This window comes from Pseudomonas sp. S34, from assembly GCF_009866745.1.
Classification (GTDB): domain Bacteria; phylum Pseudomonadota; class Gammaproteobacteria; order Pseudomonadales; family Pseudomonadaceae; genus Aquipseudomonas; species Aquipseudomonas jessenii.
In genome coordinates this window covers 336,080-349,202 of the sequence record NZ_CP019398.1, presented here as the reverse complement: position 1 = coordinate 349,202, position 13,123 = coordinate 336,080, and the positions used below count along the sequence as shown (strand labels likewise).

13 protein-coding genes are annotated in these 13,123 nt (G+C 60.1%); 9 read left to right on the top strand and 4 right to left on the bottom strand.

What is annotated here, in order from left to right:
- Positions 1-127: 127 nt before the first annotated feature.
- The 5 genes from glnA (at position 128) to ntrC (ending at position 5,711) form a co-directional block, all read left to right on the top strand.
- Complete coding sequence (glnA, locus tag PspS34_RS01550) at positions 128-1,534, top strand: type I glutamate--ammonia ligase (RefSeq protein WP_008002929.1); 1,407 nt, start codon at positions 128-130, stop codon at positions 1,532-1,534.
- A gap of 298 nt (positions 1,535-1,832) precedes the next feature.
- Positions 1,833-2,348 carry a DUF4124 domain-containing protein gene (locus PspS34_RS01545; protein ID WP_150811996.1) on the top strand — a complete coding sequence of 172 codons (516 nt, stop codon included), beginning with the start codon at positions 1,833-1,835 and terminating at the stop codon, positions 2,346-2,348.
- Complete coding sequence (locus PspS34_RS01540; protein ID WP_154861214.1) at positions 2,345-2,965, top strand: DUF4124 domain-containing protein; 621 nt, start codon at positions 2,345-2,347, stop codon at positions 2,963-2,965. Before PspS34_RS01545 ends, PspS34_RS01540 begins: the two co-directional genes overlap by 4 nt.
- A gap of 227 nt (positions 2,966-3,192) precedes the next feature.
- On the top strand, positions 3,193-4,278 hold the full coding sequence (gene glnL / locus PspS34_RS01535) for a nitrogen regulation protein NR(II) (RefSeq protein ID WP_057712404.1): 1,086 nt from the start codon (positions 3,193-3,195) through the stop codon (positions 4,276-4,278).
- A complete protein-coding gene (ntrC, locus tag PspS34_RS01530) occupies positions 4,275-5,711 on the top strand; it encodes a nitrogen regulation protein NR(I) (RefSeq protein WP_154861215.1) in 1,437 nt (478 codons plus the stop codon). Before glnL ends, ntrC begins: the two co-directional genes overlap by 4 nt.
- A 610-nt stretch (positions 5,712-6,321) precedes the next feature.
- On the opposite strand, the gene PspS34_RS01525 is transcribed toward ntrC, so the two are convergent.
- Positions 6,322-6,762 (bottom strand): hypothetical protein, encoded by a 441-nt coding sequence (locus PspS34_RS01525; RefSeq protein WP_150812000.1) that lies wholly within the window; start codon positions 6,760-6,762, stop codon positions 6,322-6,324.
- Between PspS34_RS01525 and trmL the strand changes: the two genes are divergently transcribed.
- Positions 6,761-7,216, top strand: a complete 456-nt coding sequence (trmL, locus tag PspS34_RS01520; protein WP_090452600.1) for a tRNA (uridine(34)/cytosine(34)/5-carboxymethylaminomethyluridine(34)-2'-O)-methyltransferase TrmL — start codon at positions 6,761-6,763, stop codon at positions 7,214-7,216. The two genes, PspS34_RS01525 and trmL, sit on opposite strands and share 2 nt — an antisense overlap.
- A gap of 132 nt (positions 7,217-7,348) precedes the next feature.
- Here the strand turns inward: trmL and secB are convergent, their stop codons facing one another.
- From secB to PspS34_RS01505, 3 genes are read right to left on the bottom strand one after another with little or no spacing between them, the layout of a single operon-like run.
- Positions 7,349-7,834 carry a protein-export chaperone SecB gene (secB, locus tag PspS34_RS01515; protein WP_008047739.1) on the bottom strand — a complete coding sequence of 162 codons (486 nt, stop codon included), beginning with the start codon at positions 7,832-7,834 and terminating at the stop codon, positions 7,349-7,351.
- A gap of 56 nt (positions 7,835-7,890) precedes the next feature.
- Positions 7,891-8,145, bottom strand: coding sequence for a glutaredoxin 3 (gene grxC / locus PspS34_RS01510; protein WP_150726523.1), 255 nt, complete (start codon positions 8,143-8,145; stop codon positions 7,891-7,893).
- A 1-nt stretch (position 8,146) separates the two neighbouring features.
- The gene (locus PspS34_RS01505; protein WP_008047735.1) at positions 8,147-8,560 is read right to left on the bottom strand and encodes a rhodanese-like domain-containing protein; all 414 of its coding nucleotides are present in this window, start codon (positions 8,558-8,560) and stop codon (positions 8,147-8,149) included.
- 153 nt (positions 8,561-8,713) lie between these two features.
- Here PspS34_RS01505 and gpmI point away from each other — a divergent pair, with 153 nt between their 5' ends.
- The 3 genes from gpmI to PspS34_RS01490 all read left to right on the top strand — a co-directional run bounded on the left by gpmI (position 8,714) and on the right by PspS34_RS01490 (position 13,123).
- Positions 8,714-10,243, top strand: coding sequence for a 2,3-bisphosphoglycerate-independent phosphoglycerate mutase (gene gpmI / locus PspS34_RS01500; RefSeq protein WP_154861216.1), 1,530 nt, complete (start codon positions 8,714-8,716; stop codon positions 10,241-10,243).
- Between the two features lie 230 nt (positions 10,244-10,473).
- Positions 10,474-11,769, top strand: coding sequence for a murein hydrolase activator EnvC (locus PspS34_RS01495; protein ID WP_154861217.1), 1,296 nt, complete (start codon positions 10,474-10,476; stop codon positions 11,767-11,769).
- Positions 11,770-11,803: 34 nt separating this feature from the next.
- Entirely contained in the window at positions 11,804-13,123 is a 1,320-nt protein-coding gene (locus PspS34_RS01490; protein ID WP_057712409.1) for a S41 family peptidase, read from the top strand.

Here is a 13,123-nt window from a genome sequence, read left to right as displayed (position 1 = left end):
TCCATGCTGGGGCACTGGCATGCAATTTGCTCCCTTGTGAGGCAGGTTGCCTTGGCAGAGTATTCGCGCCGGCATCACAAACATTTAAGGGCATCCACTACCAGCCCTAATACACCCGGAGGACACTATGTCGAAGTCGGTTCAACTCATCAAAGATCATGACGTCAAGTGGATTGATCTGCGCTTCACGGACACCAAAGGCACTCAGCACCACGTGACCATGCCGGCTCGCGATGCGCTGGATGACGACTTCTTCGAAGTCGGCAAAATGTTCGACGGCTCCTCCATCGCCGGCTGGAAAGGCATCGAAGCCTCCGACATGATCCTGATGCCGGACGACTCCACCGCTGTTCTGGATCCGTTCACCGAAGAGCCGACCCTGATCCTGGTCTGCGACATCATCGAGCCTTCGAGCATGCAAGGCTACGACCGCGACCCACGTGCGATCGCCAAGCGCGCCGAAGAGCACCTGAAAGCCACCGCTATCGGTGACACCGTATACGCAGGTCCGGAGCCAGAGTTCTTCATCTTTGACCAGGTGAAGTTCAAGTCCGACATTTCCGGCTCCATGTTCAAGATCTACTCCGAACAAGGTTCGTGGATGTCCGACCAGGACATCGAAGGCGGCAACAAAGGCCACCGTCCAGGCGTCAAAGGCGGCTACTTCCCGGTTCCGCCGTTCGACCACGACCACGAAATCCGTACCTCCATGTGCAACGCACTGGAAGAAATGGGCCTGACCGTCGAAGTTCACCACCACGAAGTGGCGACTGCCGGCCAGAACGAAATCGGCGTCAAGTTCAACACCCTGGTGAAGAAAGCCGACGAAACCCAAACCCTGAAGTACGTCGTGCACAACGTTGCCGATGCCTACGGCCGCACCGCGACCTTCATGCCTAAGCCTCTGTACGGCGACAACGGCTCGGGTATGCACGTACACATGTCCATCTGGAAAGATGGCAAGAACACCTTCGCTGGCGAAGGCTATGCCGGCCTGTCCGACACCGCCCTGTACTTCATCGGCGGCATCATCAAGCACGGTAAGGCCCTGAACGGCTTCACCAACCCGGCGACCAACTCCTACAAGCGTCTGGTTCCAGGCTTCGAAGCTCCAGTGATGCTGGCCTACTCGGCTCGCAACCGTTCCGCTTCGATCCGTATTCCTTACGTGTCGAGCCCGAAAGCCCGTCGTATCGAAGCACGCTTCCCGGATCCGGCTGCCAACCCGTACCTGTGCTTCGCCGCACTGTTGATGGCTGGCCTGGACGGCATCCAGAACAAGATCCACCCTGGCGACGCCGCTGACAAAAACCTGTACGACCTGCCGCCTGAAGAGGCCAAAGAGATCCCACAAGTTTGCGGCAGCCTGAAAGAAGCCCTGGAAGAGCTGGACAAAGGTCGTGCGTTCCTGACCAAAGGCGGCGTTTTCAGCGACGACTTCATCGACGCTTACATCGCCCTGAAAAGCGAAGAAGAAATCAAGGTACGTACCTTCGTACACCCACTGGAATACGAGCTGTACTACAGCTGCTGATCCGGTAGCGTCGCGGCACGCGGCGTGACAAAAAGAGGCCTCCTTCGGGAGGCCTTTTTTATTGCCTGCGATTCAATGGCCGACAAAGTACCCTGTGGGAGCGGGCTTGCTCGCGAAAGCAATCTGTCTGACACATTGATCTTGAATGTACTGGCGCCTTCGCGAGCAAGCCCGCTCCCACAGGGGATCTGGGTTGCCGGACTTCCTTCGCAAACCATGCCCGAATGTGTCGTAGCTTGGGATAACCACCCAGCCTGGCCTATGCTGCAACCCAACGCTTTCGTTTCCGGTCGATTCCATGGGTCGTGGTTTTCTCTTCATCCTGCTGCTGGTTGTTCTGCCCGCCACGGCGCAGATCTACAAGTACACGGACGCCAACGGCGCCACCGCGTACAGCAATCAACCGCCTGATGGCATCAGCGCCCAACCGGTCGACTTGCCGCCCCTCAACAGCGTCGAACGCCAGCCTTCCGGCGAAGCCGCACCTGCTGCTGAAGCCGCTCACAACGAATTACCCCGCACAACCTATGAAGTGCTGGAGCTGACAGGCCTGCCCAGCACCGAAGCCCTGCGCGCCAACAACGGCACGTTCACCGTAACAGTACTGATCACCCCCCGCCTGCAAGGCCCCCACCTGTTACGCCTGCTGCTGGACAGCCAGCCTTACGGCCAGCCAGGCAACGTGCCGACCCTGCAACTGGTGAACATCGATCGCGGCGAACACCGCCTCGCCGTGCAAGTGATCGATGGCGAAAACGTTGTGCAGCAGAGCCCTGCGGTGACATTCACCGTACAGCGGGTGCACAAACCTTGAAGGCCTGGCTACTGATCGCCTGCCTGTTCGCCCAGCCCGCCTCGGCAGAGGTCTTCATGTATGTCGATGCTCAGGGCAACCGGGTTTTCACCGACCAGCCCAAACCCGGCGACGCCCGGCGTGTACCGCTGACAAGGAGCAATCGAATAGCGGCCAACCCCACCAGCGCAGCACCGTTGATCGCCGAGAGCAGTCCTGAAGTACAGGCGCTGTTCCACTATGAGGTGCTGCGTATCCTGATCCCGGAACCCGACGCAACCATCCGCAGCAACACTGGTGAAGTCATTGTCAGCGCCACCAACGAACCGGCCCTGCAACCCGGTCACCACTACCGGTTGCTGCTCGACGGCCAGCCCACCGCCGAACCCGGCCTGAGCCCGGTGTTCCCGCTGAGCAACATCGATCGCGGCAGCCATACCCTGTCCGTGGAAATCCTCGACGAACAGGGGCGCATCGTCGAACGCACCGCCAACCAACCTTTCCACATGCAGCGCACGTCTCTCGCCCAGAAGCGCAGGATCAAACCCTGCACTCTCGAAGACTACGGCCAGCGGCCGGAATGCCCGCTCAGCGACAGACCAGACGAAGAAAAAAATCCTTTCTTGAGACTTTTTTAACCTCGCCCAGGCTTACGCACTATATTGGTGCAATTGTTTGCGCCGTACTCACGCTCCAACCCATTTTGGTTCGAAAGTACCCGCAATAGCTGGCAGAACGCCACGTAAACGAGCGTCAAACGCCTGTTTCAGGCGCTGAACGCTTCTTTTCGGAGCCTTGGTTTGGTTTTTGCATTTTGCCCGTATCTGCATTTTTTTACGCACGCTCTGCCCTAAAAGAGGTCCCGATGACCATTAGCGACGCACTCCACCGTTTGCTACTCGACAACCTCACCACTGCCACCATCCTGCTCGACGCCGAACTGCGCCTCGAGTACATGAACCCGGCGGCGGAGATGCTGCTGGCCATCAGCGGTCAGCGCAGCCATGGGCAGTTCATCAGTGAGTTGTTTACCGAATCGACCGAAGCGCTGAACTCGTTGCGCCAGGCCGTCGAACAGGCGCACCCGTTCACCAAGCGCGAAGCCATGCTCACCGCCCTCACCGGCCAGACCCTGACCGTCGACTACGCGGTAACACCGATTCTGAGCAACGGCGACACGATGCTGCTGCTCGAAGTCCACCCCCGTGACCGCCTGCTGCGGATCACCAAGGAAGAAGCACAGCTGTCGAAACAGGAAACCAGCAAGATGCTGGTGCGCGGCCTTGCCCATGAAATCAAGAACCCCTTGGGCGGGATTCGCGGCGCGGCACAATTGCTGGCCCGGGAACTGCCGGAAGAGAGCCTGCGCGACTACACCAACGTCATCATCGAAGAAGCCGACCGCCTGCGTAATCTGGTGGATCGCATGCTCGGCTCCAACAAACTGCCGTCGCTGGCCATGTGCAATGTCCATGAAGTGCTTGAGCGTGTCTGCCATCTGGTGGAGGCTGAAAGCCAGGGCTGCATCACCTTGGTGCGCGACTACGATCCAAGCATCCCCGACGTCCTGATCGATCGCGAACAAATGATTCAGGCCGTGCTGAACATCGTGCGCAATGCGATGCAGGCCATCAGCAGCCAGAACGAACTGCGCCTGGGGCGTATCAGCCTGCGCACCCGCGCCATGCGCCAGTTCACCATCGGCCACGTGCGCCATCGCCTGGTGACCAAGATCGAAATCATCGACAACGGTCCGGGCATCCCGGCAGAACTTCAGGAAACCATTTTCTTCCCCATGGTCAGCGGTCGTCCGGACGGTACCGGGCTGGGCCTGGCCATTACCCAGAACATCATCAGCCAGCACCAGGGCCTGATCGAATGTGACAGCCACCCCGGCCACACCACCTTCTCGATCTTTCTGCCACTGGAACAAGGAGCCACATCGACATGAGCCGTAGTGAAACCGTGTGGATCGTCGATGACGACCGTTCTATCCGTTGGGTCCTGGAAAAAGCCTTGCAACAGGAAGGCATGACCACGCAAAGCTTCGACAGCGCCGATGGCGTGATGAGCCGTCTGGCGCGCCAGCAGCCGGACGTGATCATTTCCGACATCCGCATGCCCGGCGCCAGCGGTCTGGAGCTTCTGGCGCGGATTCGCGAACAGCACCCACGGCTGCCAGTGATCATCATGACCGCGCACTCCGATCTGGACAGCGCTGTCGCGTCCTATCAGGGCGGCGCCTTCGAGTACCTGCCCAAGCCGTTCGATGTCGACGAGGCGGTTTCCCTGGTCAAGCGCGCCAACCAGCACGCTCAGGAACAACAAGGCCTGGAAGTTGCCCCGACCCTGACCCGCACCCCGGAAATCATCGGCGAAGCGCCGGCGATGCAGGAAGTGTTTCGCGCCATCGGACGCTTGAGCCACTCCAACATCACCGTGCTGATCAATGGTGAATCGGGTACCGGTAAAGAACTGGTGGCCCACGCGCTGCATCGCCACAGCCCGCGCGCCGCTTCGCCGTTCATTGCGCTGAACATGGCGGCGATCCCCAAAGACCTGATGGAATCCGAACTGTTCGGCCACGAGAAAGGCGCGTTCACGGGCGCGGCCAACCTGCGTCGCGGGCGTTTCGAGCAAGCCGACGGCGGTACGCTGTTCCTCGACGAAATCGGTGACATGCCCGCTGACACCCAGACCCGCTTGCTACGGGTACTGGCCGACGGCGAGTTCTACCGCGTCGGCGGTCACGTGCCGGTGAAGGTCGATGTGCGCATCATCGCCGCGACTCACCAGAATCTGGAAACCCTGGTGCATGCCGGGAAATTCCGTGAGGACTTGTTCCATCGCCTCAACGTGATCCGCATCCATATCCCGCGCCTGTCGGATCGCCGCGAAGATATCCCGACCCTGGCCAAGCACTTCCTCGGCCGCGCTGCCCAGGAACTGGCAGTCGAGCCGAAGCTGCTGAAAAGCGAAACCGAGGAATACCTGAAGAACTTGCCGTGGCCCGGCAACGTGCGTCAGCTGGAGAACACCTGCCGCTGGATCACGGTGATGGCTTCGGGTCGCGAAGTGCACATCGGCGACCTGCCGCCGGAGCTGCTGAGCCTGCCTCAGGACTCGGCACCCGTGACCAACTGGGAGCAGGCCCTGCGCCAGTGGGCCGACCAGGCGCTGTCCCGTGGTCAGTCAAGCCTGCTCGACAGCGCCGTACCGGCCTTCGAGCGGATCATGATCGAGACCGCCCTCAAGCACACCGCCGGTCGCCGCCGCGATGCCGCCGTCTTGCTGGGTTGGGGACGCAACACCCTGACTCGCAAGATCAAGGAATTGGGGATGAAGGTTGATGGCGGGGATGATGATGAGGGGGATGAGGGCTAAGTAATCACTGAGCACACGATCCTGTGGGAGCGGGCTTGCTCGCGAATGCGATGTGTCAGTCGACTTCAATTTTGACTGATACACCGCTTTCGCGAGCAAGCCCGCTCCCACAGTGGATTTTCGGTGTTTTCACGATCGTGCAGACACCATCGAACCCTGTGGGAGCGAGCTTGCTCGCGATGCTTTTAGAGCCATCAATGCACCGACTGAATGCACCGTGAACCGCAATCGCGCACAACCACTGTCCTGAAACCTCGCCATAAAACCCGATACTACCCGCCACCCAAAAACACAAAAGCCCCGGATCTCGGGGCCTTCAACGCTTCAAAGCGATTTTTTGTTCCAAGTTGTTAAAACCTGGCACGCCCCCTGCAATAACCCTTTCAAGTGAATCAGTTCACCTACCCGGTTTCGGGGACCTTGGTACAGGCAGGCCGGGGATTCCCCTCTTTACATCGGGCTCACACCGCACCCGCGACGAGCCCAGCCGTTTTGGGGCCCTTGATACAGGCAGGTCAGGGGTTCCTTCTTTACACCAGGCTCACACCGCACTCGCGACGAGCCTCCCGTTTCGGGAACCTTGGTACAGGCAGGCCGGGGATTCCCTCTTTTATTGCTCCCGGAGATGGATCTCCAGTCGCCAGCGGTCATCAACCTCGCTACCGGTCCATTCGCCCCGCAGGGGCCGGGCCGCTACCAGTGTCAGCAACAACCCCCCATCGCTCAAACGTACCCGCCAGTTCACGTCCTTGCCGCCGAGCTTGAGCTGACCTTTCTGCGCCTGGCCCTCGGCGCCAAACAGCAGCGCGACACTGCCGTCTACAATTTCGCCGTGGGTCTTGGGTTCATTGTTGAACCACACCACCAGCCCGTCGTTCGTCACTTCCACCTGCTGCAACTGACTGGGGTCTGGCGTGGTCAGGCGACCGATCATCATCCCGACCATCACCCCGACAATCGCCAGCGAGCCCATTACCCGCAGGAATAGTTTCGAACGCACGCCTTCTGGCGGCGTAGAATGCGCGTCATCTTTGCCTTCGGAGCCGTGCATGTTTCACGTCATCCTTTTCCAACCAGAAATTCCGCCGAATACCGGCAACGTTATCAGGCTGTGCGCCAACAGTGGCTGCCACCTGCATTTGATCGAACCGCTGGGCTTCGAGATGGACGACAAGCGCCTGCGCCGGGCCGGCCTCGATTACCACGAGTATGCCACCCTGCAACGCCACGCGGACCTTGCCAGCTGCCTGGAGAGCCTCGGCCATCCACGACTGTTCGCCTTCACCACCAAGGGTTCGCGGCCGTTCCACGATGCCAGCTTCGCCCCGGGCGACGCATTCCTGTTCGGCCCGGAAAGCCGTGGCTTGCCCGCCGAAGTGCTGGATGCCCTGCCCGGCGAGCAACGCCTGCGCCTGCCGATGCGCGAGGGCTGCCGCAGCCTGAATCTATCCAATACCGTGGCGGTGGCCGTTTACGAAGCCTGGCGTCAGAACGACTTCAAATAACACCGCATAGCAAATGTGGGAGCGGGCTTGCTCGCGAAGGGGTCATCAGCTTCAACATGAATGTTGACTGAAAAACCGCTTTCGCGAGCAAGCCCGCTCCCACATTGGACTTGCTTCGACGCTCAGAAAGGCTTACTGAACGGTCGGAGTCTCGCCAGCAGCCTGCATGCGTTGCAGCTCTTGCGCATACAGCGCATCGAAGTTCACCGGAGCCAGCATCAGTGCCGGGAACGAACCGCGGGTCACCAGGCTATCCAGGGTTTCGCGAGCGTACGGGAACAGGATGTTCGGGCAGAACGCACCCAGGGTGTGGCTCATCGAAGCGTCATCCAGGTTCTTGATCAGGAAGATCCCAGCCTGTTGCACTTCAGCGATGAACGCCACTTCGTCACCGTTTTTCACGGTAACCGACAGGGTCAGCACGACTTCGTGGAAGTCGGCTTCCAGCGTCTTCTGACGGGTGTTCAGATCCAGACCGACGCTCGGCTCCCACTGCTGGCGGAAGATCGCCGGGCTTTTCGGAGCTTCGAAGGACAGGTCACGCACATAAATGCGCTGCAAGGAGAATTGCGGTGCAGTTTCTTCTTCGTTCGCAGCAGTGTTCTGTTGGTCAGTCATCGCAGATCCTTCTTGATCCAGGGTTCTTTTAGGTTTGCTTGTTTGGGGTATTGCCGTCAGGCCCTGAGCAGCGCGTCGAGCTTGCCGGCGCGGTCCAGGGCGAACAGATCATCACAACCGCCCACATGGGTGCTGCCGATCCAGATTTGCGGCACGGACGTACGCCCGGCCTTCTGGGCCATCGCAGCGCGAACCTGCGGCTTGCCATCGACCTTGATCTCTTCGAAGGCCACACCTTTGTTCTCGAGCAGGTACTTGGCTCGCGAGCAGTAAGGGCAGTAATCGCTGGAATAGACGACGACGCTACTCATATCACTTCACCAACGGCAGATTGTCGGCTTTCCAGCTGGAGATACCGCCGGACAGCTTGGCGGCGGTAAAGCCGGATTTCATCAATTCGCGGGCGTGGGTGCCGGCGGTCTGGCCCATGGCATCGACCAGGATGATGGTCTTGGCCTTGTGCTTTTCCAGCTCACCTACACGAGCGGTCAGTTTGTCCTGAGGGATGTTCAGCGCGCCGACAATGTGACCGGCGGCGAAATCCTTGGTTGGACGAATGTCGATCACTACGCCTGCGTCCTTGTTGACCAGCCCGGTCAGTTCGCCGGTGCTCAGGCTACGGCCGCCGCCCTGCATTTGATAGGCAATCAGCAACGCCAGCAGTACGACGAAGATGCCGACGAGAATGTAGTGGTTAGTGGCGAATTGAATCAGGTTAGCAACCATCGAAGGAGGTTCCAGGGCGTTAAAATGTCGGCCAGTATACACAGCCACTATGGTGGGCCAAACCCCGTCCGGCGGTGACGCGGCCGGAACTTCGCTTTAAACTGCGACTCCCTTTTTCCATTACCCCTTTTACCTCAGCCACGAGTGGATTCCATGACTACCACGCCTAAACCTTTGGTCCTGATGATTCTCGACGGCTTCGGTCACAGTGACAGCCCTGAATCCAACGCTATCTTCGCCGCGAAGAAGCCCGTACTGGACCGCCTGTGGGCCACCGTGCCGAACGGCCTGATCTCGGGCAGCGGCATGGACGTCGGCCTGCCGGACGGCCAGATGGGCAACTCCGAAGTCGGCCACATGAACCTGGGCGCCGGCCGCGTGGTGTATCAGGACTTCACTCGCGTCACCAAATCGATCCGCGACGGCGAGTTCTTCGAGAATCCGACCATCTGCGCTGCCGTGGACAAAGCGGTCGCCGCCGGAAAAGCCGTGCACTTCATGGGCCTGCTGTCCGATGGCGGCGTACACAGCCACCAGGATCACCTGGTTGCCATGGCCGAACTGGCCTTCAAGCGCGGTGCTCAAAACATCTACCTGCACGCTTTCCTCGACGGCCGCGATACTCCGCCGAAAAGCGCGCAGTCGTCGATCGAACTGCTCGACGCTACCTTCCAGGCCCTGGGCAAAGGCCGGATCGCCAGCATCATCGGCCGCTACTACGCCATGGACCGCGACAACCGTTGGGACCGAGTGTCCCAGGCCTACAACCTGATTGTCGATGGCCAGGGCGAATTCAACGCCGCCACCGCCCAGGAAGGCCTGCAGGCGGCATACGAGCGTGGCGAGAGCGACGAATTCGTCAAGGCCACCTCCATCGGTGAGCCGGTAAAAGTCGAAGACGGCGATGCCGTGGTGTTCATGAACTTCCGCGCCGACCGTGCCCGCGAGCTGACCCGCGTGTTCGTCGAAGACAACTTCAGTGAGTTCGAGCGCACCCGCCAGCCGAAACTGGCCGGTTTCGTCATGCTGACCCAATACGCCGCCAGCATTCCTGCGCCGTCGGCTTTCGCGGCCGGCAGCCTGGAAAACGTACTGGGCGATTACCTGGCGAAAAACGGCAAGACCCAGCTGCGCATCGCCGAAACCGAAAAATATGCCCACGTGACCTTCTTCTTCTCCGGCGGCCGCGAAGAACCGTTCCCGGGCGAAGAACGCATCCTGATTCCGTCGCCGAAAGTCGCCACCTATGACTTGCAGCCGGAAATGAGCGCACCGGAAGTCACCGACCGCATCGTCGACGCCATCGAAAACCAGCGTTACGACGTGATCGTGGTCAACTACGCCAACGGCGACATGGTTGGCCACAGCGGCGTGTTCGAAGCGGCGGTCAAGGCCGTTGAATGCCTGGACCGGTGCGTGGGTCGCATCGTCGATGCCCTGGAAAAAGTCGGCGGCGAAGCCTTGATCACGGCTGACCACGGTAACGTCGAGCAAATGTCCGATGAAACCACTGGCCAGGCGCACACTGCGCACACCACCGAGCCGGTACCGTTCATCTATGTCGGCAAGCGCGACCTGAAGGTGCGCGAAGGCGGCGTGCTGGCGGACGTGGCGCCGACCATGCTGAAGTTGCTGGGCCTTGAGCAGCCCAAGGAAATGACCGGGACTTCGATTCTGGTGTAACCCGCCCTATCAAGCACCTCAATACCCTGTGGGAGCGGGCTTGCTCGCGAAAGCGGTGTTTCAGTCGACATCAACGTCGCCTGACACACCGCTTTCGCGAGCAAGCCCGCTCCCACATTGGTTTTGCGGTGTTTTCCGGGCCAGTTATCACACAGTCCCAATTGGGCATTTTTTTTGCCGCCCATGGCGGGCATACTAGGCCGTCCCTTTCCCTGGTGCCGCCCGCCCCTATGCTTCGCGTCCTGATAGCCCTAGCTCTGACATGCCTGCTCCAACCGGCCTTTGCTGATGAGCGCGCAGATACCCAACAACAGTTGGACGCCACGCGTCAGGACATTGCCGAGCTGAAGAAGCTGCTGGGCAAGCTGCAGGAAGAAAAGTCCGGTGTGCAGAAAGAGCTCAAGGGCACCGAAACCGAAATGGGCAAGCTCGAGAAGCAGGTCGAAGCCCTGCAAAAAGAGCTGAAGAAAAGCGAAGCCGAGCTGCAGCGACTCGATGCAGAGAAAAAAAAACTCCAGAGCGCGCGCATTGAACAGCAACGACTGATCGCCATTCAGGCCCGGGCGGCCTACCAGAACGGTCGTCAGGAATACCTCAAGCTGCTGCTCAACCAGCAGAATCCTGAAAGATTTGCCCGTACCCTCACCTATTACGACTACCTGAGCCAGGCTCGCCTGGAGCAGTTGAAGAATTTCAACGAAACCCTGCGCCAACTGTCCAATGTCGAGAAAGACATCGCCATGCAGCAGGCGCAACTGCTGGTGCAGCAAAGCAGCCTCGACACCCAGCGTGATGAGCTCGAGAAAGTCCGCAAGGAGCGCCAGCAAGTCCTGGCCAAGCTCAATGACGACGTAAAGGCCCGGGATCAGAAACTGGCGGCGCGCGAGCAGGATCAGGCAGACCTGTCTAAAGTCCTTAAAACCATTGAAGAAACTCTGGCACGCCAGGCCCGTGAGGCAGAAGAAGCGCGACAAAAAGCGCTGATTGCCCAGCAGGAAGCCGAAAAAAAGCGTTTACGTGAGGCCCAGGCGCAGGCAGATGCCAGCGACGATGCCCCGCGCAAACCGGTCAGATCGACACCTGGCGCACTGGTTTCCAGTTCCGGCGAAACCTTTGGCGGTCCATTTGCGTCAACCCGCGGCAAACTTCCCTGGCCTGTCGATGGTCGACTGCTGGCGCGCTACGGTGAAAGCCGAGGCGACGATGCCCGGACCAAGTGGGATGGCGTGATGATCGGCGCGTCTGCCGGTAGTGCGGTGCGTGCCGTGCACGGTGGTCGCGTGGTGTTCGCCGACTGGTTGCGCGGCGCCGGGCTGCTGGTGATCCTCGACCACGGCAATGGTTATTTGAGTCTGTACGGTCACAACCAGACGCTGCTCAAGTCTGCCGGTGACGTTGTAAAAGCCGGTGAGCCTATTTCCACTGTCGGTAACAGTGGCGGACAGGACACACCAGCGCTGTATTTCGCAATTCGTCAGCAGGGTCACCCGAGTGACCCTGCGCAATGGTGCCACGCGCAAGGATAGGCGTAGAGTCACCTACATTAGGAGTTCGTTCGACATGCTGCATTTGTCCCGCCTTACCTCGCTGGCCCTGACGATCGCCCTGGTGATCGGCGCGCCTCTGGCGTTTGCCGCTCAACCAGCGCCGGTGGTTGCGCCTGCGGGCACTGCCGCGACCACCAAGGCGCCGCTGCCGCTGGATGAGTTGCGCACCTTTGCCGAGGTGATGGACCGGATCAAGGCCGCTTATGTCGAACCGGTGGACGACAAGACCCTGCTGGAAAACGCCATCAAGGGCATGCTCAGCAACCTCGATCCGCATTCCGCCTACCTGGGCCCTGAAGATTTCGCCGAGCTGCAGGAAAGCACCAGCGGTGAATTCGGCGGCCTGGGCATTGAAGTCGGCGCCGAAGACGGCTTCATCAAGGTGGTGTCACCGATTGACGACACCCCGGCCTCCAAGGCCGGCATTCAGGCCGGCGACTTCATCGTCAAGATCGACGGCCAGCCGACTCGCGGCCAGAGCATGACCGAAGCCGTGGACAAGATGCGCGGCAAGATCGGCCAGAAAATCACCCTGACTCTGGTGCGCGATGGCGGCACGCCGTTCGACGTGACCCTGACCCGCGCCGTCATCCAGGTCAAGAGCGTGAAGAGCCAGTTGCTGGAATCGGGCTACGGCTACATCCGCATCACCCAGTTCCAGGTCAAGACCGGTGAAGAGGTTTCCAAAGCCCTGGCCAAGCTGCGCAAAGATAACGGCAAGAAGCTCAAGGGCATCATTCTCGACCTGCGCAACAACCCGGGCGGGGTGTTGCAGGCGGCGGTGGAGGTGGTCGACCACTTCATCACCAAGGGCCTGATCGTTTACACCAAGGGCCGTATCGCCAACTCCGAGCTGCGTTTCTCTGCCACCGGCAAGGACGAAAGCGAAGCCGTGCCAATGGTCGTGTTGATCAACGGCGGCAGCGCCTCGGCTTCGGAAATTGTCGCCGGCGCCCTGCAGGACCAGAAACGCGCCGTGCTGATGGGCACCACCAGTTTCGGCAAGGGTTCGGTGCAAACCGTGCTGCCGCTGAACAATGAACGCGCATTGAAGATCACCACAGCGTTGTATTACACGCCGAACGGCCGCTCCATCCAGGCCCAGGGCATCGTCCCGGACATCGAAGTGCGCAAGGCCAAGATCACCAGCGAGCAGGACAGTGATTACTTCAAGGAAGCGGACTTGCAGGGTCACTTGGGCAATGGCAACGGCGGTGTCGACAAACCGACCGGTTCCAGCGGCAAAGCCAAGCCGATGCCGCAGGACGATGATTACCAACTGGCCCAGGCCCTGAGCCTGCTCAAAGGGCTGAGCATCACGTCCGGCCGTTGA

Excerpts from the sequence above, each read along its gene's own strand:
- glnA (WP_008002929.1), top strand. The coding sequence starts at position 128 with ATGTCGAAGTCGGTTCAACTCATCAAAGATCATGACGTCAAGTGGATT.
- PspS34_RS01545 (WP_150811996.1), top strand. The coding sequence starts at position 1,833 with ATGGGTCGTGGTTTTCTCTTCATCCTGCTGCTGGTTGTTCTGCCCGCC.
- glnL (WP_057712404.1), top strand. The coding sequence starts at position 3,193 with ATGACCATTAGCGACGCACTCCACCGTTTGCTACTCGACAACCTCACC.
- ntrC (WP_154861215.1), top strand. The coding sequence starts at position 4,275 with ATGAGCCGTAGTGAAACCGTGTGGATCGTCGATGACGACCGTTCTATC.
- trmL (WP_090452600.1), top strand. The coding sequence starts at position 6,761 with ATGTTTCACGTCATCCTTTTCCAACCAGAAATTCCGCCGAATACCGGC.
- PspS34_RS01525 (WP_150812000.1), bottom strand. The coding sequence starts at position 6,762 with ATGCACGGCTCCGAAGGCAAAGATGACGCGCATTCTACGCCGCCAGAA.
- secB (WP_008047739.1), bottom strand. The coding sequence starts at position 7,834 with ATGACTGACCAACAGAACACTGCTGCGAACGAAGAAGAAACTGCACCG.
- grxC (WP_150726523.1), bottom strand. The coding sequence starts at position 8,145 with ATGAGTAGCGTCGTCGTCTATTCCAGCGATTACTGCCCTTACTGCTCG.
- PspS34_RS01505 (WP_008047735.1), bottom strand. The coding sequence starts at position 8,560 with ATGGTTGCTAACCTGATTCAATTCGCCACTAACCACTACATTCTCGTC.
- gpmI (WP_154861216.1), top strand. The coding sequence starts at position 8,714 with ATGACTACCACGCCTAAACCTTTGGTCCTGATGATTCTCGACGGCTTC.
- PspS34_RS01495 (WP_154861217.1), top strand. The coding sequence starts at position 10,474 with ATGCTTCGCGTCCTGATAGCCCTAGCTCTGACATGCCTGCTCCAACCG.
- PspS34_RS01490 (WP_057712409.1), top strand. The coding sequence starts at position 11,804 with ATGCTGCATTTGTCCCGCCTTACCTCGCTGGCCCTGACGATCGCCCTG.